The organism is Pseudomonas sp. RL_105y_Pfl2_101, assembly GCF_963970585.1.
Lineage (GTDB): Bacteria > Pseudomonadota > Gammaproteobacteria > Pseudomonadales > Pseudomonadaceae > Aquipseudomonas.
On sequence record NZ_CAXAPG010000002.1, the window covers coordinates 206,733 to 224,228 of the forward strand.

A 17,496-nucleotide genomic window follows, 5' to 3' on the forward strand; every position below is an offset into this window, starting at 1 on the left:
TCATGTTCAAGCGAAACACCTTAGGCCTCGGTGGCGCCGCCCTGTGCGGCGCCCTGCTGGTCAGCGGCTGTGCCAACCAAATGTCACAACGCAGCGAGCACGAAGAGCGGGTCGAGCGCAAATTGCTCGACCACAGCCTGCAGATCGACGTGGGCGAACCCAAGGTGCTCGACCTGCCGCAGCGTCGGGTGCGTATCCATGAGCAGAAGACCTTCGAAGTCACTGAGTTCGAGGTCACTCGCCATTATGATCGCTACACGCCGTACCAACCCTGGCGGGAGATTTACGAGATTCCCTTGGGCGCGGTGGCCGTGGTGGCCGGTGTCGGCGCGAACGTGGTCAATGTGCTCGCCCTCGGCAACCTGCCGGACACCGTGACCCGTGACTGGATCAGCTACGGTTTCGCCGGGCTCAACCCATTCATGAACGTCCCTTCCCATGGCCGTGCCCAGCAGAACCTGGCGGGTATCGACGAAGTCCAGCGCGACAAGCGCACGGAACACTCGAGCCTGCCCTGGAGCGAACGCCCGGTGGAGGTCAAGGCCGCCCGGCAGACCTTCGAGCTGAGCACTGACCGTAACGGCGTGCTGCGCTTGAACCTGCTGGAAAGCCCGTTCGCCGAACAGGACCTGAGCCAGTTCGGCAAATTGCAGATCAGCGTGACCGATGCCCAGGACGAAGTGCACACCGACTCATCCCTGAGCATCAGCAGCACCTTGCGCAGCAGGCTGGTGGAAGCCCACGCGTTGATCTACGACGACCTGGAAGATGACGAGGTGAGCCAGTGGGTGCATCGAGTCAAGCGCCTGTCGGAGCTGGGACTTGAAGAAGAGGCCAGCGAACTGGAACAGAGCCTGATCGAACTGACGCGCAATGATCCGGAGCTGCAAGCCGAATTCATGAAAGCACTGACCAAGGATGGCGGGCGGTTGGTGGCGGATCCTAGCGTTAACTGAGCCCAGCTTGGATTGGTCAACCTCTCTTGCTCCCGCTGGGCTGTAGGAGCTGCCGAAGGCTGCGATCTTTTGATCTTTCGCTTGAGATGCAAGCGTTAGGGGAGAGATCGCAGCCTCGCTTCGCTCGACAGCTCCTACAGGCCCAGCGGGAGCAAACCCCCTCGCCACAAGAGCAAGGCAAGGCAAGGCATTCAGCCAACCGACAGCCCTACCGCTCAAACAACTCCAACTGCTCAAACCCACCGCGCAAATCCTCCAGCCGCACCCCGATCCCCAATAACCGCACCGGCTTACCACCCCGGTTGAACGCCTGGGTCAGCAGCAACTGGTAGCTGCCCAAGTCCCGCCCTGCCCCGGCCTGCTCCAGCGTGGTCTGGGTGAAGTCGTGGAACTTCACTTTGACGAACGGCTTGCCCGGTCGATAACTGCTGTCGATCCGCGCCATGCGCCCTTTAAGGGTTTCCATCAGCTCCGGCAGCTTGTCGAGACAACTCACCAGGTCGGGCAGGTCGACATCGTAGGTGTTTTCCACACTGATGGACTGCCGTCGGCTGTCGTTGTGCACCAGCCGCTCATCGATCCCCCGGGCCAAGCTCCAGAGCCGCTCACCGAAACTGCCAAATTCGCGCACCAGGGCCAACTTGTCCCATTGACGCAACTGCAGGCAATCGACAATGCCGAACCGGTTCAACTTATCGGCGGTGACCTTTCCAACACCGTGGAGCTTGCTGACCGGCAGGGCCGAGACAAAGTCTTCGACCTGGTCGGGTGTGATGACGAACAACCCGTTGGGTTTTTTCCAGTCACTGGCGATCTTGGCCAGGAACTTGTTCGGTGCGACGCCGGCCGACACGGTGATGTGCAACTGGTTGGAAACCCGCCGACGAATGTCTTGGGCGATGCGGGTGGCGCTGCCACCGAAATGGGCGCAGGTGGAGACGTCAAGGTAGGCTTCGTCCAGCGACAGTGGCTCGATCAGGTCAGTGTAATCGCTGAAAATCGTATGAATTTCCTTCGACGCTTCCCGATAGGCCTCCATTCGTGGCTTGACGATGGTGAGGTCCGGACAAAGCTTCAAGGCGTGGCCGGAGGACATGGCCGAGCGCACCCCGTAGGTCCGCGCTTCGTAGTTACAGGTGGCAATCACACCTCGTCGATCCGCCGAGCCTCCCACCGCCAAGGGCTTGCCGCCCAGCCGCGGGTCATCGCGCATCTCGATGGCGGCATAGAAACAGTCACAGTCGACATGAATGATCTTACGTTGCGTCATAATAAAAGAAGCAGAGTGTGCGACGAATCGGGCCACCAGTATCGCACCGGCACCTGTATATAGCACCAGTAGTTTGAAAGATCCTTCGTTGAGACCCGAAAGCGCCTACACAAATGTACTTTTTCAATCGCAACGAACCCTTCAATAGAGCTAGAGCCCTTGCCAGGCCTGCGTCACAGCGTTGCCACAATGCATTCTCTCAAGGCTAAGCACTTGAAGCGGAACAGGTTTTTATCGCATCAGGGTTGACAGCGGCGCGATACTCTGTAGAATGCAGCCACACAGACGCGGGATGGAGCAGTCTGGTAGCTCGTCGGGCTCATAACCCGAAGGTCGTCGGTTCAAATCCGGCTCCCGCAACCAAACATCAAAAAAGGCTACTCGAAAGAGTGGCCTTTTTTGTGCCTGTTCGTTTTTTGACTGGCTGATCAGAGAGTCGCCGCCTACGCCTCCCCTACAAGCAACGAGTTGTAGGACAATTTCCTTTAAATTCCGAGCATTTAGGAAGGTACAGGGCGGATCGACGGTTTATTTGAACCCATCGCCTTTTAACGGTTGACACTTGGGCGTTCGCCTGTAGAATGCCGCCACACAGACGCGGGATGGAGCAGTCTGGTAGCTCGTCGGGCTCATAACCCGAAGGTCGTCGGTTCAAATCCGGCTCCCGCAACCAAACATCAAAAAAGGCTACTCGAAAGAGTGGCCTTTTTTGTGCTTGGTGAAAAAAGACTTTATTAAAAATATTTTGTAATTATTTTTTACTGCAGGGATTGGTAACTTAGCTGCATACCCCCATCCTGTCGCGCATAGCTCAAGAGGTGATTGATGCGCGCCCACTCGTCTGACCCGCAAGACTCCGTTACTGCGACACACCCCATCAAGGCCGAGCGACTGAGCTGGCTGGATCGGATCAGCCAATATCGCCAGCCCATAGGCCTCGCCGTCACACTGCTGCTATTTGCAATTGCATTGATTGCCTGCCGCCACCTGCTGAGCGAGCTCGATCTGTACGCCCTGCACGACTCGATTCTGCAAGTGCCCCAGCCAGCCCTCCTCGGCGCGATCGCCGCCACGGTAGCCGGCTTCATCATTCTTTTGGGCTACGAATGGTCCGCCAGTCGTTATGCCGGGGTGACGTTGCCGCCACAAACCCTGGTCCTGGGTGGGTTCACCGCATTTGCCATCGGCAATGCCATTGGCCTGTCACTGCTGTCGGGCGGCTCGGTTCGCTACCGTCTGTATGCGCGTCATGGCCTGGGGGCCTCGGATGTGGGCCACATGACGCTGTTCGCCAGCCTATCCCTTGGCTGCGCACTGCCGCCATTGGCAGCCCTGGCGACACTCAGCAACCTGCCCGCCGCGTCCGCCGCACTGCACCTGCCTGCGACTTTGCTGGGGGCAATTTCCGTGGCGGTGCTGCTGCTCACCAGCGTGTTGGCCATCGGCATTTACCGCCGACGCCTGCCGGAACAGCCACATCGTGACAGCCTTCTGGTTAAAGTCGGGCGCCGTACACTGCGCCTGCCGGGGCGCCGTCTGACCTTCCTGCAACTGGTGATCACCGCGTTGGATGTCGCCGCCGCGGCCACCGTGTTGTATCTGTTGCTGCCCGAGGCGCCGCCGTTCGGCGCTTTCCTGCTGGTGTACCTGCTGGCGCTGGCCGCTGGGGTGCTCAGCCATGTACCGGGCGGCGTCGGGGTGTTCGAAGCGATCCTGCTGGCCGCGTTCGCCGACAAACTCGGGGCCGCGCCACTGGCCGCCGCGCTGTTGCTGTATCGCTTGATCTACGTGCTGCTGCCGATGCTGGCGGCCTGCCTGCTGCTGCTAATCAATGAGGCGCAACGGCTGTTCCAGACGCGTCAGACCCTGCGGGCGGCATCGGGTTTCGCCGCGCCGATCCTGACGGTGCTGGTGTTTCTCTCAGGTGTGGTGCTGCTGTTTTCCGGGGTAACACCGGAAATCGACACCCGCCTGGAGCACATCGGCTTCCTGATCCCTCATCGGCTGGTCGACGCTTCGCACTTCGGCGCCAGCCTGGTGGGCGTGTTGTGCCTGTTGCTCGCCCAAGGCTTGCGCCGTCGCCTGTCGGCCGCCTGGATGCTGACCACGGTTCTGCTCCTGGTGGGCGCCCTGCTCTCGCTGCTCAAGGGTTTTGACTGGGAAGAAGCCACGCTGCTGACCCTGACCGCCGCCCTGCTGGCGATATTCCGACGCTCCTTTTATCGTCCGAGCCGCCTGACTGAGCTGCCCTTTTCCCCGTTATTCCTGATCGCCAGCCTCTGCGTGCTCGGTGCATCGACCTGGCTGCTGCTGTTTGCCTATCAGGACGTGCCCTACAGCCATCAACTGTGGTGGCAGTTCACTCTCGATGCCGACGCTCCTCGCAGCCTGCGCTCCCTGCTGGGCGCCGCAGTGCTGCTGGTGGTGGTGTCCCTGACCTGGCTGCTGCGCACCGCACGGCCGATGATCCAGTTGCCGACGGCGCAAGAACTGGAACGCGCCAAGCCGATCCTCATGACCTCGTCGCAGCCCGACGGCGGCCTGGCCTTGACCGGTGACAAGGCATTGCTGTTTCACCCCAACGACGAGGCGTTCCTTATGTACGCCCGCCGCGGCCGCAGCCTGGTGGCGCTATACGACCCGATCGGGCCGCCCCTGCAACGGGCTGAAATGATCTGGCAGTTCCGCGACCTGTGTGACACCCACCATGCCCGCCCCGTGTTCTATCAGGTACGTGCCGAGAACCTGCCGTACTACATGGACATCGGCCTGACAGCCATCAAGCTGGGCGAGGAAGCCCGGGTCGACCTCAAGCACTTCGATCTCGAAGCCAAGGGCAAGGAGATGAAGGACTTGCGCTACACCTGGAACCGCGGCACCCGTGACGGCCTGTCGCTGGAGATCCACGAACCGGACCAGGCGCCGATAGAGGAGCTCAAGGTCATTTCCGATGCCTGGCTGACCGGCAAGAACGTGCGCGAGAAAGGCTTCTCCCTGGGCCGTTTCAGCGATGATTACCTCAAGCATTTTCGTATCGCGGTGATTCGTTTCGAAGGCCGTCCGGTCGCATTCGCCAATCTGCTGGAAACCCACGCCCATGATCTGGCCAGCCTCGACCTGATGCGTGCCCACCCCGAGGCCCCGAAACTGACCATGGAGTTCATGATGGTCGGCCTCATCCAGCATTATAAAAACCATGGCTACGCCCGCTTCAGCCTCGGCATGGTCCCGCTGTCGGGCCTGCAACCGCGTCGCGGCGCACCGCTGACCCAACGCCTGGGTTCGATGGTGTTCCGCCGTGGTGAGCAGCTCTATAACTTCCAAGGGCTGCGCCGCTTCAAAGACAAATTCCAGCCTGACTGGGAGCCTCGCTACATGGCCGTGCCCGCCGGACTCGATCCGCTGGTGGCACTGGCTGATACCGCCGCCCTGATTGCAGGCGGCCTGACTGGATTGGTGAAACGCTAATGATGCAACGCTCCTGGCGATACCTAGTGACCGCCCTACTGGTGCTGGCGGTAATTCTCGGTGGCGGTTACTGGTACTGGAACCGCCCAGCCCCGCAACCGACCCTGGAACAGCTGGCGCCCGCCGATGGCGTAGCGATGACCCGGGTTATTCCCGGCACCCAGCCGCGCGCCCAGGTGCTGGTGGCGGTCAATGAAGACCAGAAGCTCAGCGACACGCTGTTGACGACCCTAAGCCGCAGCGGCGCGGCACAGATCGTCCAGGTCATTCTGCCCAAGGACTGCATGTTGCAGGGCCGCGCCCTGCAGATTGGTCTGCGGCAGCTCCAAGGGCCAGCCACACTGGTCAGCGGCATCGGCCCTGGCGCTGTGCTGGCCTGGCGCTGGCTGGCCGAGCAAAAGGACGACAAGGCCAAGGCCGTTTCGGTGGACCTGGCCCTGGAAAAACCCGGCTGCACCCACCTGCTGCCTAAAAGCGCAGCCCACGGTCACTGGCTGGTGGCCTGGAATGACAACCCCGACGACACCAGCGCCGGCTTCGTACGCGATCAATCGAATGCCGAGACCAGCATCAGTGACTACGACATCAACCTGCCGCAAGTGCTGAACAACGAACTGCGCAAGATCCTGGTAGGCACTGACAAGGCCAAGGACGGGCTGAGCATTGCGGTGGTGGAAGTCCCAGCCAGCCAGGCGCGGGATACCGTGACCCTGTTTCTCTCCGGAGATGGCGGCTGGCGCGACCTGGACCGCGACGTGGCCGATGAAATGGCCAAGATTGGCTACCCAGTGGTCGGCATCGACACCCTGCGCTACTACTGGCAGCACAAGAGCCCGGAGCAAAGCGCGGCGGATCTGAGCGAACTGATGCAGCACTACCGTCAGATCTGGGGCACCAAGCGCTTTATCCTGACCGGTTACTCCTTCGGCGCCGACGTGTTGCCGGCCATCTACAATCGCCTGCCGACCACCGAACAACAGCGGGTCGATGCGATCATCCTGCTGGCTTTCGCCCGCACCGGCAGCTTCGAGATCGAAGTCGAAGGCTGGCTCGGCAACGCCGGTACCGAAGCCGCCACCGGCCCGGAAATGGCCAAGCTGCCAGCCGAGAAAGTGGTGTGCATCTACGGTGTTGAAGAAGCCGACGAAAGTGGCTGCACCGACAAGACAGCCGTGGGCGAGGCCATCAAGCTGCCTGGCGGCCACCACTTCGACGAGAATTACCCGGCCCTGGCCAAGCGTTTGATCGACGAGATCAACAAGCGGCAGAGCAAGCAGCCGAACAGTGATCTGACGCAGAACTGAGAAAAGCCCCGGCTACCGCAAGGCAACAAGGGCCGTTTGTTTCCGGTTGCTACATCTCCACCTGCGTCCCAAGTTCAATCACCCGGTTCAACGGCAGATTGAAGAAGCGCAGATTGCCGTTGGCGTTCTTCAACATGAAGGCGAACAACGCCTCGCGCCAGCGGGCCATGCCCTCGAGCTTGGAGGCAATGACGGTTTCGCGGCTGAGGAAGTAGGTGGTGCGCATCGGGCTGAAGTCCAGGTCATCGAGATGACAGAGCTTGAGTGCCTGCGGGACGTCCGGCTCGTCGGTGAAGCCGAAGTGCAGGATCACCCGGAAGAACCCTTCGCCATAGGCATCGACGTCGAAGCGCCGCTGCGGCGGTACCCGGGGGATGTCTTCGTACACCACCGTCAGCAGCACCACTTGTTCATGTAGCACCTGGTTGTGCAACAGGTTGTGCAACAGCGCATGGGGTACGGCGTCCGAACGTGCAGTCAGGAACACGGCGGTGCCCTGTACGCGATGGGGCGGCTGCACGCGAATACTGCTGATGAAGATCGGCAGCGGCAAAGCACCTTCGTCCAGGCGTTCTACCAGCAATTGCTTACCGCGCTTCCAGGTGGTCATCAGCACGAACAAGGCGATACCGGCGATGACCGGGAACGCACCGCCCTGAACGATTTTCGGCACGTTAGCGGCAAAGTACAGGCCATCGACCAGCAGGAAACCGATCAATACCGGCACAGCCAGCAGCGGCGGCCATTTCCACAACAGCAGCATGACCGCCGAGACCAGGATCGTGGTCATCAGCATGGTGCCGGTCACTGCCACGCCGTAGGCCGAAGCCAGCGCGCCGGAAGATTCGAAACCCAGCACCAGCAGCACCACGCCGACCATCAGCGACCAGTTCACCGCACCGATGTAGATCTGGCCCTGCTCGGCGCTGGAGGTGTGCTGGATATACATGCGCGGGATGTAACCGAGCTGGATCGCCTGGCGCGTCAGGGAGAATGCGCCGGAAATCACCGCTTGCGAAGCGATCACCGTCGCCAAGGTCGACAGGCCCACCAACGGGATCAGCGCCCAGCTCGGTGCCAACAGATAGAACGGGTTACGCGCCGCTTCCGGGTCACCCAACAACAACGCGCCCTGACCGAAATAATTGAGCAGCAACGCCGGCAGTACCAGCAGGAACCAGGCCCGTGCAATGGGTTTACGACCGAAATGCCCCATGTCGGCGTACAACGCTTCGGCACCGGTCAGCGCCAGCACCACGGCACCAAGAATCGCCACGCCGATGCCCGAATGGACGATGAAGAAACGCACAGCCCAGGCTGGGTTCAACGCCTGCAGCACTTCCGGGTGTTGGCTGATGCCGTAGACACCGAGGGCGCCGAGCACCAGAAACCAGATGACCATGATCGGGCCGAACAGGATGCCGATCCGTGCCGTGCCATGGCGCTGGATGACAAAGAGCCCCACCAGCACGACCAACGACAGGGGCACGACCCAATGGTCGATGCCCTCGAACGCCAGACCAACGCCTTCGATCGCCGAGAGCACGGAAATCGCTGGCGTGATCATGCTGTCGCCGTAGAACAACGCCGCACCGATCAAGCCGCAGATCACCAGCAATTTGCGCAGCCTCGCCCGTCCTGCTGCTGCCCGCCGCGCCAGGGCGGTGAGCGCCATGATTCCACCCTCACCCTGGTTGTCGGCGCGCAGGACGAACATCATGTACTTGATCGACACGACCCAAATCAACGACCAGAAAATCAGCGACAGGATGCCCAGCACCCCATCGTGGTTGACGGGCACGCCATAACCGCCGGAAAACACTTCTTTGAGGGTGTACAACGGGCTCGTGCCAATGTCGCCATAAACCACTCCGACCGCAGCGACCAGCATGCTCAGCGGTTTCGCTACCGAATGCTCGGCACCCGCCGCCTGACTACTTGCATGACCCATCCAACACTCCTGATTCCCAGACCTGTCTGCTTCTAATGAAGCCCTATGCTTTATGAAGCAGCATGCGCTGTTTTTTACATTTAGTTACAGATGTTTTGTTGACTGTAAAAAACAATACCGCGCAAAGCCGCGAAGCATAGCGCAGCACTCGTCGTATTTCCCGGTATAAAGCTGGTCAAGCAGCCCGGCCGCAGATAGAATTGCGCACTTTTTGATCAGAGGCGCGCCAGGCGCCCTGTCTCGGCAAGAGACGATCCCCCCTTACACCGAGGTTAGACATGTCCACCACTACCGCGCCTGCCAATCCAAAGGTTGGCTTCGTATCCCTGGGTTGCCCGAAGGCTCTGGTCGACTCCGAGCGCATCCTGACCCAGCTGCGCATGGAAGGCTATGACGTTGTGTCCACCTATCAGGACGCCGACGTGGTCGTGGTCAACACCTGCGGCTTCATCGACTCGGCCAAGGCCGAGTCCCTGGAAGTGATCGGCGAAGCCATCAAGGAAAACGGCAAGGTCATCGTCACCGGCTGCATGGGCGTGGAAGAAGGCAATATCCGCAACGTGCACCCGAGCGTGTTGTCCGTGACGGGTCCGCAGCAGTACGAGCAGGTGGTCAACGCCGTGCACGAGGTGGTGCCGCCACGCCAGGACCACAACCCGCTGATCGACCTGGTGCCGCCACAAGGCATCAAGCTGACCCCGCGCCACTACGCCTACCTGAAGATTTCCGAAGGCTGCAACCACAGTTGCAGCTTCTGCATCATCCCCTCGATGCGCGGCAAGCTGGTGAGCCGCCCAGTAGGCGATGTGCTCGACGAGGCCCAGCGCCTGGTCAAGGCTGGCGTCAAGGAGCTGCTGGTCATCTCCCAGGACACCAGCGCCTACGGCGTCGACGTGAAATACCGCACCGGCTTCTGGAATGGCGCCCCGGTGAAAACCCGCATGACCGAGCTGTGCGAGGCCCTCAGCACCCTCGGCGTGTGGGTCCGTCTGCATTACGTTTACCCATATCCGCATGTCGACGAACTGATCCCGCTGATGGCCGCCGGCAAGATCCTGCCGTACCTGGACATCCCGTTCCAGCACGCCAGCCCGAAAGTCCTCAAGGCCATGAAGCGCCCGGCGTTTGAAGACAAGACCCTGGCCCGCATCAAGAACTGGCGTGAAATCTGCCCGGACCTGATCATCCGCTCGACCTTCATCGTCGGCTTCCCCGGTGAAACCGAAGAAGACTTCCAGTACCTGCTGGATTGGCTGACCGAAGCCCAGCTCGACCGCGTCGGCTGCTTCCAGTATTCGCCCGTCGAAGGCGCACCGGCCAACGACTTGGACCTGGACGTGGTGCCGGACGACGTCAAGCAGGACCGTTGGGAGCGCTTCATGGCGCACCAGCAGGCCATCAGCTCGGCGCGCTTGCAAATGCGCATCGGCCGTGAAATCGAAGTGCTGGTGGATGAAGTGGACGAGCAAGGCGCCGTGGGCCGCTGCTTCTTCGACGCCCCGGAAATCGACGGCAACGTCTTCATCGACAATGGCAACAACCTCAAGCCGGGTGACAAAGTCTGGTGCAAGGTGACCGACGCCGATGAGTACGATTTGTGGGCTGAGCAGGTCGGTTGACCTGTGAGAGCAAAGCTTGCTCGCGATAGCGCAGTGTCAGCCACTGCAAATGTTGACTGATACTCCGCCATCGCGAGCACGCGTTGCTCCCACAGGCTCTTGCGAAACTCGGTAAAAAATTGAAAGCCCCGCTCTTGCTACAAGATGCGGGGCTTTTTTGCAGCTATCGTATGGAGATATCCAGCACAAGGAACAGGCGGGCATGCGTCAGCATTCGGTCATCCACACACCGAAACCCAGCGATTACCAGGAACTGACCCAGGTGTGGGAGGCGTCGGTACGAGCCACCCACGACTTCCTGCCGGACAGCTACATCGAGCTGCTGAAAAACCTGGTGCTCACCCGCTACCTGGATGCGGTGATGCTCATTTGCACCCGGGACGCGCGCCAGCGGATCACCGGTTTCGCCGGCGTTGCGGCCGGCAAGATCGAGATGCTCTTCATCGACCCGCAGCACCGTGGCCAGGGCCTGGGCAAGCAACTGCTGCGCTACGCCATGGAACACCTGAACGCCGATCAACTGGACGTCAACGAGCAGAACCCGCAAGCCCTGGGCTTTTACCTCAAGCAAGGCTTCGAAGTGGTCGGGCGCTCGGCGAAAGATGGCATGAACCAACCCTACCCGCTGCTGCACATGCGCTACAAGCAGCCCGGCCTGAAGGCTGGACGCGGCTAAAAACGGCATGAGGCAAATGGACCCGCGATTAACCGGCGCCAGGCAGGTACAATGCCCACCCTCTTTTTGTTACGGCCCCCGTCATGACTGACCCGATTCGTCTCTCCAAACGCCTCATCGAACTCGTCGGCTGTTCCCGTCGGGAGGCTGAGCTGTTCATCGAGGGCGGCTGGGTCAGCGTGGATGGCGAAGTAATCGATGAGCCGCAGTTCAAGGTCACCACCCAGAAAGTCGAACTCGACCCCGAGGCCAAGGCCACCGCGCCGGAACCGGTGACTCTCCTGCTGAATGCGCCTGCTGGCATGGATTCAGACACCGCGATGGCCTCCCTTGGACCGCAGACCCTGAGCGAAGAACATCGCTTCGGCAAACGCCCGCTCAAGGGCCATTTCCTGCGCCTGACCGCCAGCGCCGACCTGCAGGCCAACGCCAGCGGGCTGCTGGTGTTCACCCAGGACTGGAAGATCTTGCGCAAGCTCACCGCCGACGCCGCCAAGATCGAGCAGGAATACGTGGTGGAAGTCGAAGGCGAGATGGTCGCCCATGGCCTCAATCGCCTGAACCATGGCTTGACCTACAAGGGCAAGGAGCTGCCGGCGGTCAAGGCCAGCTGGCAGAACGAGAACCGCCTGCGCTTCGCCATGAAAAACCCGCAGCCCGGCGTGATCGCTCTGTTTTGCCAGGCGGTCGGGCTCAAGGTCGTCGCCATTCGCCGCATTCGCATCGGCGGCGTGTCCATCGGCAAGGTGCCGCTGGGCCAGTGGCGCTACCTGTCTGCCAAAGAGAAATTCTAATTTTCCGGCGCCACACCGAACCGGGGCGCCCACTGCCGATTGATCAGGACTGCACACATGATTCACAACGACGTACTGCGCAGCGTGCGCTACATGCTCGACATCAGCGACAAGAAAGTCATCGAGATCATCAAGCTGGGCGGCCTGGACGTCTCCCTGGCGGACCTGGAGGGCTACCTCAAGAAAGACGAGGAAGAAGGCTTCGTGTTCTGCCCTGACGAAGTCATGGCGCACTTTCTCGATGGCCTGGTGATCTTCAAGCGTGGCAAGGACGAAAGCCGCCCGCCACAGCCGATCGAAGTGCCGGTGACCAACAACATCATCCTCAAGAAACTGCGGGTGGCCTTCGAGCTGAAGGAAGACGACATGCACGCCATCCTCAAGGCCGCCGAGTTCCCGGTGTCCAAGCCGGAACTGAGCGCGCTGTTTCGCAAGTTCGGCCACACCAACTACCGTCCGTGCGGCGACCAGTTGCTGCGCAATTTCCTCAAGGGCCTGACGCTGCGTGTGCGCGGCTGACACCCCCCATGGTCACCCAGATCGTCCCCAACCCATGACTTACAGCGTCTCTCCCATCGGCTTCGTCCGCTCCTGCTTCAAGGAGAAGTTCGCCATCCCCCGCCAACCGCAGTTGGCGCCGGCCGCACGTGGTGTGCTGGAGCTGGTGGCGCCGTTCGATCAGGGCGAGGCGGTGCAAGGCCTGGAGCAGGTCAGCCATGTCTGGCTGCTGTTCCTGTTCCACCAGGCCCTGGAAGACAAGCCACGGTTGAAAGTACGCCCTCCGCGCCTGGGCGGCAACAAGTCCATGGGGGTATTCGCCACCCGCGCCACCCACCGCCCCAACGGCATCGGCCAATCGGTGGTGAAGCTGGAGCGGGTCGAAGCCGGGCGCCTGTGGATCTCAGGGATCGACTTGCTGGACGGCACCCCGGTGCTGGACATCAAACCCTACGTGCCCTACGCCGACATCATCGGCTCAGCCTCCAACAGCATCGCCAGCGCAGCGCCTGCGTTGATTCCGGTGCAATGGGCGGACACTGCCCTGCTTCAAGCGCGCGAGCACGCTACGCGCCTGGAAGAGCCCTTGGTGGAACTGATTGAACAGTGCCTGGCTCAAGACCCACGTCCGGCGTACCAGGTTCCTACCGTCGAACGGGAATATGGCGCGCAGTTCTGGGACCTGGACGTTCGTTGGCATTACCCGCAGGCGGGATTGATTCGGGTATTGGAAGTGATTCCGGCAAAACCGTAACCACCAGAAACGAAAAAGCCCGCGCGGCCTTCATCAGGCGGCGCGGGCTTTTTTGTGGGGCATCTGTTGGACCGAGTCGCCTTCTTGGCGAGCAAGCCCGCTCCCACACTGGATCTCTGGTGAACACAAGATTCGCGCTCACTGCGATCTAATGTGTGTGGGCTTGCTCGCGAAAGCGGTCCAACATTCAACGACTATGTCGGCTGACACCCCCACTCCACACTCCACACTTATCGCAACAGCTTACTTCTCTACAAACGCCCGCTCGATCAGGTAATCACCCGGTTCGCGCATACGCGGCGAAACGGTCAGGCCGAAGCTGTTGAGCACTTCGCTGGTCTCGTCGAGCATGCTCGGGCTGCCGCACAACATGGCGCGGTCGTCCTGCGGGTTGATCGGTGGCAAGCCGATGTCGCGAAACAGCTTGCCGCTGCGCATCAGATCGGTCAAGCGGCCTTCGTTCTCGAACGGCTCGCGCGTCACGGTCGGGTAGTAGATCAGCTTGTCACGCAGCGCTTCGCCGAAGAACTCGTTCTGCGGCAAGTGTTCGGTGATGAACTCGCGGTAAGCGACTTCATTGACGTAACGCACGCCGTGGCACAGGATCACTTTTTCGAAACGCTCATAGGTTTCCGGATCCTGGATGACGCTCATGAAGGGCGCCAGGCCAGTACCGGTGCTGAGCAGGTACAAATGTTTGCCAGGCTTGAGATCGTCCAGCACGAGGGTGCCGGTGGGTTTCTTGCTGATGATGATCTCGTCGCCTTCCTTCAGGTGCTGCAACTGGGAGGTCAGCGGACCATCAGGCACCTTGATGCTGAAGAATTCGAGATGCTCTTCCCAGTTCGGGCTGGCAATCGAGTAAGCGCGCATAAGCGGGCGGCCATTGGGCTGTTGCAGGCCGATCATCACGAACTGACCGTTCTCGAAGCGCAGGCCCGGATCGCGGGTGCACTTGAAGCTGAACAGAGTGTCGTTCCAGTGATGAACACTGAGGACACGCTCGTGGTTCATGTTGCTCATGTACGGGGACTCCTGGGAATAATGCCTGCGCCGATAATCTGCGCAATTGCATCGCATTCTAATGGCGGCGACAATATCTGTTAAATGGATTATTAAGATAAGGGTTATCGGTTATATAGATATGCGATTTACTCTCCGTCAACTTCAGGTCTTCGTCGCCGTCGCCCAGCAAGAAAGCGTGTCTCGCGCTGCGGGCCAACTCAATTTGTCGCAGTCGGCGGCCAGCACCTCCATCACCGAACTGGAGCGGCAATCGAGCTGCCAATTGTTCGACCGTGCCGGCAAGCGCCTGAGCCTCAACGCCTTGGGCAAACAACTGCTGCCCCAGGCAGTGGCGCTGCTGGACCAGGCCAAGGAAATCGAAGACCTGCTCAACGGTAAGTCCGGCTTCGGCTCACTGGCGGTCGGTGCCACCCTGACCATCGGCAATTACCTGGCGACCTTGTTGATCGGCGGTTTCATGCAGCGCCATCCAGAAAGCCAAGTGAAGCTGCACGTGCAGAACACTGCCAATATCGTGCACCAGGTTGCTCACTATGAAATTGATCTGGGTCTAATCGAAGGTGACTGCAGCCATCCGGACATCGAAGTACAGAGCTGGGTCGAGGACGAACTGGTGGTGTTCTGCGCACCTCAACACCCGCTGGCCAAGCGCGGCCAGGCGACCATGGAGGAACTGACCCATGAGGCGTGGATTCTACGGGAGCAGGGTTCCGGCACACGCCTGACCTTCGACCAGGCCATGCGTCACCACCGTAGCGCACTGAATATCCGCCTGGAGCTGGAACACACCGAAGCGATCAAGCGCGCCGTGGAATCCGGCCTGGGCATTGGCTGCATCTCACGCCTGGCACTGCGCGACGCCTTCCGCCGCGGCAGCCTCGTCGCAGTGGAAACCCCGGACATGGACCTGGCGCGGCAGTTTTATTTCATCTGGCATAAACAGAAGTACCAAACCTCGGCCATGCGCGAATTCCTCGAGCTGTGCCGGGCTTTCACCGCCGGGGCCCAGCGCAGCGACGAAATCGTGCTGCCGACCATTGCCTGAGCCGTTACAACAGTACTACGCCCCACACCAACGCGATCATCGTCAGCGCGAGTAACTGGGCTGCGCTGCCCATGTCCTTGGCGTTCTTTGACAATGGGTGCAGCTCCAGGGAGATGCGGTCGATGGCCGCCTCCACTGCCGAGTTGAGCAATTCCACGATCAATGCCAACAGGCACACGGCAATCAGCAGCGCCCGCTCGACACGACTGACGCTCAGGAAGAATGACAACGGAATCAACACGACGTTGAGCAGCACCAACTGACGGAAAGCCGCTTCGCCGACAAAAGCTGCACGCAGCCCGTCCAAGGAGTAGCCGGAGGCGTTGAGGATGCGTTTCAGGCCGGTCTGGCCTTTAAAAGGTGACATAGAGTGGGCAACTGATCTAAAAGGAGTGGAGAAGCTAATTCAAAGCCGGTCAAAAAAGCGTGAAGCGGAACACTAAGCCTGCGGTGAAATTGACTCAAGTTGTTGCAGCAGCAAGGCCGCCTGGGTCCGGGTGCGCACCTTCAGTTTACGAAAGATCGCCGTGACATGAGCCTTGATGGTGGCCTCCGAAACGTTCAGTTCGTAGGCAATCTGCTTGTTCAGCAAGCCTTCGCAGACCATGGTCAGCACCCGGAACTGCTGCGGTGTGAGACTGGCCAGCCCCTCGCTGGCGGCCTTGGCTTCCTCGGACACGCTCACGGCGTCGAACGCCTGGGGCGGCCAGCAGACATCACCGTCCAGGACCGCCTTCACAGCCTTCTGAATCATCTCGAGGGAACTGGACTTGGGTATGAATCCGCTGGCGCCGAACTCCCGGGCCTTGACCATCACCGAGGCTTCTTCCTGAGCCGAGACCATGACCACGGGGATCTGCGGGTATTGGCCTCGCAACAGCACCAACCCTGAAAAACCATAGGCCCCGGGCATGTTCAGGTCCAGCAGCACCAGGTCCCAATCGGCCTTCGCCGTCAACTGGACCTCCAATTCCGCGATACTGGCCACCTCCGTCAACCGGACAGCCGGGCCGAGGCCCAGGGTCACAGCCTGATGCAACGCGCTGCGAAAAAGCGGGTGGTCATCGGCAATCAGGATTTCGTATGTGGCCATTTTTCAAATGATCCTGTTTTTTATGGCAGGCCCGATGCATTCGCGCCTCGCCAAGACAACTCAAGACCCCGCCATGCAGCGGCATCCACAGGGGCACATTCAACCGTTTCAAACATTGCGGCGCCCTGGTCGGCGCCAAGCATGCCCAGCGAAGCCGGGGTGGTCAAGCAGCACGGCCGCCACACTGTCCAGTATGGGCCACTATTGAGCCAATACTGCTTGCCGCGTACGGATAAAGGGTTGTAACTCGGCGTGGGCCGGGGTCGACACGTTCACCTCCTGCTGGCCCTTGGCGCCGAGGTAATGCTGACTGAACACATCGAAATAGGCGTCCAGGGCCGAAGCGGCATCGCTGTCCCCCGCCAGTTCCAGACACAATGCCGCCACTTCGGCGGTGCACAGGTGCTCACTGCGGGTCGAACGGCGCAGGCGGTAGCGCGACAGTCTGTCGGGCAGCAGGCTCAGAATCGGCAGTCGGTCGAAATACGGGCTTTTTCGAAAAATCTTCCGCGCCTCGGTCCAGGTCGCATCCAGCAGAATGAACAGCGGGCGCTTGGAATGATCGAGGTCGACCGTGTGGGTAACCCGCGATGGCTCGACGTATTCGCCCGGAAACACCAGGTACGGTTGCCATTGCGGATCGTTCAACAGCGCCAGCAGTTGCTCATCGACGTCAGTGCGCGACCAGATGAATGCGTGATTGTCGCGCACGACGTCAGCAATCAGCCAACCCGTGTTGCTCGGTTTGAACACTTCCTTGTTGGTCATGATCAGGCAGACCCCGGAGCGGGTCTCGACACTCGGACGCCAGGCGCACAGGCAATGGCTCTCGATCACTCGGCAGGCACTGCAACGGGGTGCGCGCCAGCCACGGGCCTGAATCGGCCTGATCCCTTCATCGATGCGCTGGTCGCGCAGGCGAGCAACGGCGTTAGGGGCGTGATTCATCGTGGGCGACGCCGACAGACAGGAAAACTCGACACGAACAACACTCGGTAGGGCAATAAAGGCCGGCAGTCTACCAGAGCCCACGCGCCTGTAC

General features: G+C 60.6%; 15 protein-coding genes and 2 tRNA genes. 11 read left to right on the forward strand and 6 right to left on the reverse strand.

Annotation, left to right across the window (positions count from 1 at the left end; translation table 11 throughout):
- Positions 1-2: 2 nt before the first annotated feature.
- On the forward strand, positions 3-956 hold the full coding sequence (locus AACY31_RS03640; RefSeq protein ID WP_339476126.1) for a hypothetical protein: 954 nt from the start codon (positions 3-5) through the stop codon (positions 954-956).
- A gap of 208 nt (positions 957-1,164) precedes the next feature.
- Here the strand turns inward: AACY31_RS03640 and dinB are convergent, their stop codons facing one another.
- On the reverse strand, positions 1,165-2,226 hold the full coding sequence (gene dinB, locus AACY31_RS03645; RefSeq protein WP_339503857.1) for a DNA polymerase IV: 1,062 nt from the start codon (positions 2,224-2,226) through the stop codon (positions 1,165-1,167).
- 286 nt (positions 2,227-2,512) lie between these two features.
- Here dinB and AACY31_RS03650 point away from each other — a divergent pair.
- From AACY31_RS03650 to AACY31_RS03665, 4 genes are all read left to right on the forward strand, one after another.
- A tRNA-Met gene (locus AACY31_RS03650) sits at positions 2,513-2,589 on the forward strand.
- Positions 2,590-2,822: 233 nt separating this feature from the next.
- A tRNA-Met gene (locus AACY31_RS03655) sits at positions 2,823-2,899 on the forward strand.
- Between the two features lie 152 nt (positions 2,900-3,051).
- On the forward strand, positions 3,052-5,694 hold the full coding sequence (gene mprF / locus AACY31_RS03660) for a bifunctional lysylphosphatidylglycerol flippase/synthetase MprF (protein ID WP_339476130.1): 2,643 nt from the start codon (positions 3,052-3,054) through the stop codon (positions 5,692-5,694).
- On the forward strand, positions 5,694-6,998 hold the full coding sequence (locus AACY31_RS03665) for a virulence factor family protein (protein ID WP_339476132.1): 1,305 nt from the start codon (positions 5,694-5,696) through the stop codon (positions 6,996-6,998). Before mprF ends, AACY31_RS03665 begins: the two co-directional genes overlap by 1 nt.
- A gap of 49 nt (positions 6,999-7,047) precedes the next feature.
- Here the strand turns inward: AACY31_RS03665 and AACY31_RS03670 are convergent, their stop codons facing one another.
- Positions 7,048-8,889 (reverse strand): potassium transporter Kup, encoded by a 1,842-nt coding sequence (locus AACY31_RS03670; protein WP_445261520.1) that lies wholly within the window; start codon positions 8,887-8,889, stop codon positions 7,048-7,050.
- A 338-nt stretch (positions 8,890-9,227) separates the two neighbouring features.
- On the opposite strand from AACY31_RS03670, the gene rimO reads away from it, so the two are divergent.
- The 5 genes from rimO to tsaA all read left to right on the forward strand — a co-directional run bounded on the left by rimO (position 9,228) and on the right by tsaA (position 13,290).
- On the forward strand, positions 9,228-10,568 hold the full coding sequence (rimO, locus tag AACY31_RS03675) for a 30S ribosomal protein S12 methylthiotransferase RimO (protein WP_339476138.1): 1,341 nt from the start codon (positions 9,228-9,230) through the stop codon (positions 10,566-10,568).
- 202 nt (positions 10,569-10,770) lie between these two features.
- On the forward strand, positions 10,771-11,244 hold the full coding sequence (locus tag AACY31_RS03680) for a GNAT family N-acetyltransferase (protein WP_339476141.1): 474 nt from the start codon (positions 10,771-10,773) through the stop codon (positions 11,242-11,244).
- Between the two features lie 83 nt (positions 11,245-11,327).
- A complete protein-coding gene (locus tag AACY31_RS03685; protein ID WP_339476143.1) occupies positions 11,328-12,038 on the forward strand; it encodes an rRNA pseudouridine synthase in 711 nt (236 codons plus the stop codon).
- A 57-nt stretch (positions 12,039-12,095) separates the two neighbouring features.
- Positions 12,096-12,557 (forward strand): YehS family protein, encoded by a 462-nt coding sequence (locus tag AACY31_RS03690; protein ID WP_339476145.1) that lies wholly within the window; start codon positions 12,096-12,098, stop codon positions 12,555-12,557.
- A gap of 34 nt (positions 12,558-12,591) precedes the next feature.
- Positions 12,592-13,290, forward strand: a complete 699-nt coding sequence (gene tsaA / locus AACY31_RS03695) for a tRNA (N6-threonylcarbamoyladenosine(37)-N6)-methyltransferase TrmO (RefSeq protein WP_339476147.1) — start codon at positions 12,592-12,594, stop codon at positions 13,288-13,290.
- Positions 13,291-13,533: 243 nt separating this feature from the next.
- On the opposite strand, the gene fpr is transcribed toward tsaA, so the two are convergent.
- Positions 13,534-14,313 (reverse strand): ferredoxin-NADP reductase, encoded by a 780-nt coding sequence (gene fpr / locus AACY31_RS03700; RefSeq protein WP_003184787.1) that lies wholly within the window; start codon positions 14,311-14,313, stop codon positions 13,534-13,536.
- 121 nt (positions 14,314-14,434) lie between these two features.
- Here fpr and AACY31_RS03705 point away from each other — a divergent pair, with 121 nt between their 5' ends.
- Positions 14,435-15,361, forward strand: coding sequence for a LysR family transcriptional regulator (locus AACY31_RS03705; RefSeq protein ID WP_063322709.1), 927 nt, complete (start codon positions 14,435-14,437; stop codon positions 15,359-15,361).
- 4 nt (positions 15,362-15,365) lie between these two features.
- Here AACY31_RS03705 and AACY31_RS03710 read toward each other — a convergent pair whose 3' ends face one another.
- The 3 genes from AACY31_RS03710 to AACY31_RS03720 form a co-directional block, all read right to left on the reverse strand.
- Positions 15,366-15,728: a diacylglycerol kinase gene (locus AACY31_RS03710; protein ID WP_339476154.1), complete on the reverse strand. Its 363-nt coding sequence runs from the start codon at positions 15,726-15,728 to the stop codon at positions 15,366-15,368.
- A gap of 72 nt (positions 15,729-15,800) precedes the next feature.
- The gene (erdR, locus tag AACY31_RS03715) at positions 15,801-16,454 is read right to left on the reverse strand and encodes a response regulator transcription factor ErdR (protein ID WP_339476157.1); all 654 of its coding nucleotides are present in this window, start codon (positions 16,452-16,454) and stop codon (positions 15,801-15,803) included.
- A 201-nt stretch (positions 16,455-16,655) separates the two neighbouring features.
- Complete coding sequence (locus AACY31_RS03720; RefSeq protein ID WP_339476159.1) at positions 16,656-17,402, reverse strand: tRNA-uridine aminocarboxypropyltransferase; 747 nt, start codon at positions 17,400-17,402, stop codon at positions 16,656-16,658.
- Positions 17,403-17,496: the final 94 nt, after the last annotated feature.

What these genes read in the sequence shown, in the direction of transcription:
- AACY31_RS03640 (WP_339476126.1), top strand. Translation starts at nt 3, where the DNA reads ATGTTCAAGCGAAACACCTTAGGCCTCGGTGGCGCCGCCCTGTGCGGC.
- dinB (WP_339503857.1), bottom strand. Translation starts at nt 2,226, where the DNA reads ATGACGCAACGTAAGATCATTCATGTCGACTGTGACTGTTTCTATGCC.
- mprF (WP_339476130.1), top strand. Translation starts at nt 3,052, where the DNA reads ATGCGCGCCCACTCGTCTGACCCGCAAGACTCCGTTACTGCGACACAC.
- AACY31_RS03665 (WP_339476132.1), top strand. Translation starts at nt 5,694, where the DNA reads ATGATGCAACGCTCCTGGCGATACCTAGTGACCGCCCTACTGGTGCTG.
- AACY31_RS03670 (WP_445261520.1), bottom strand. Translation starts at nt 8,889, where the DNA reads ATGCTGGTCGCTGCGGTCGGAGTGGTTTATGGCGACATTGGCACGAGC.
- rimO (WP_339476138.1), top strand. Translation starts at nt 9,228, where the DNA reads ATGTCCACCACTACCGCGCCTGCCAATCCAAAGGTTGGCTTCGTATCC.
- AACY31_RS03680 (WP_339476141.1), top strand. Translation starts at nt 10,771, where the DNA reads ATGCGTCAGCATTCGGTCATCCACACACCGAAACCCAGCGATTACCAG.
- AACY31_RS03685 (WP_339476143.1), top strand. Translation starts at nt 11,328, where the DNA reads ATGACTGACCCGATTCGTCTCTCCAAACGCCTCATCGAACTCGTCGGC.
- AACY31_RS03690 (WP_339476145.1), top strand. Translation starts at nt 12,096, where the DNA reads ATGATTCACAACGACGTACTGCGCAGCGTGCGCTACATGCTCGACATC.
- tsaA (WP_339476147.1), top strand. Translation starts at nt 12,592, where the DNA reads ATGACTTACAGCGTCTCTCCCATCGGCTTCGTCCGCTCCTGCTTCAAG.
- fpr (WP_003184787.1), bottom strand. Translation starts at nt 14,313, where the DNA reads ATGAGCAACATGAACCACGAGCGTGTCCTCAGTGTTCATCACTGGAAC.
- AACY31_RS03705 (WP_063322709.1), top strand. Translation starts at nt 14,435, where the DNA reads ATGCGATTTACTCTCCGTCAACTTCAGGTCTTCGTCGCCGTCGCCCAG.
- AACY31_RS03710 (WP_339476154.1), bottom strand. Translation starts at nt 15,728, where the DNA reads ATGTCACCTTTTAAAGGCCAGACCGGCCTGAAACGCATCCTCAACGCC.
- erdR (WP_339476157.1), bottom strand. Translation starts at nt 16,454, where the DNA reads ATGGCCACATACGAAATCCTGATTGCCGATGACCACCCGCTTTTTCGC.
- AACY31_RS03720 (WP_339476159.1), bottom strand. Translation starts at nt 17,402, where the DNA reads ATGAATCACGCCCCTAACGCCGTTGCTCGCCTGCGCGACCAGCGCATC.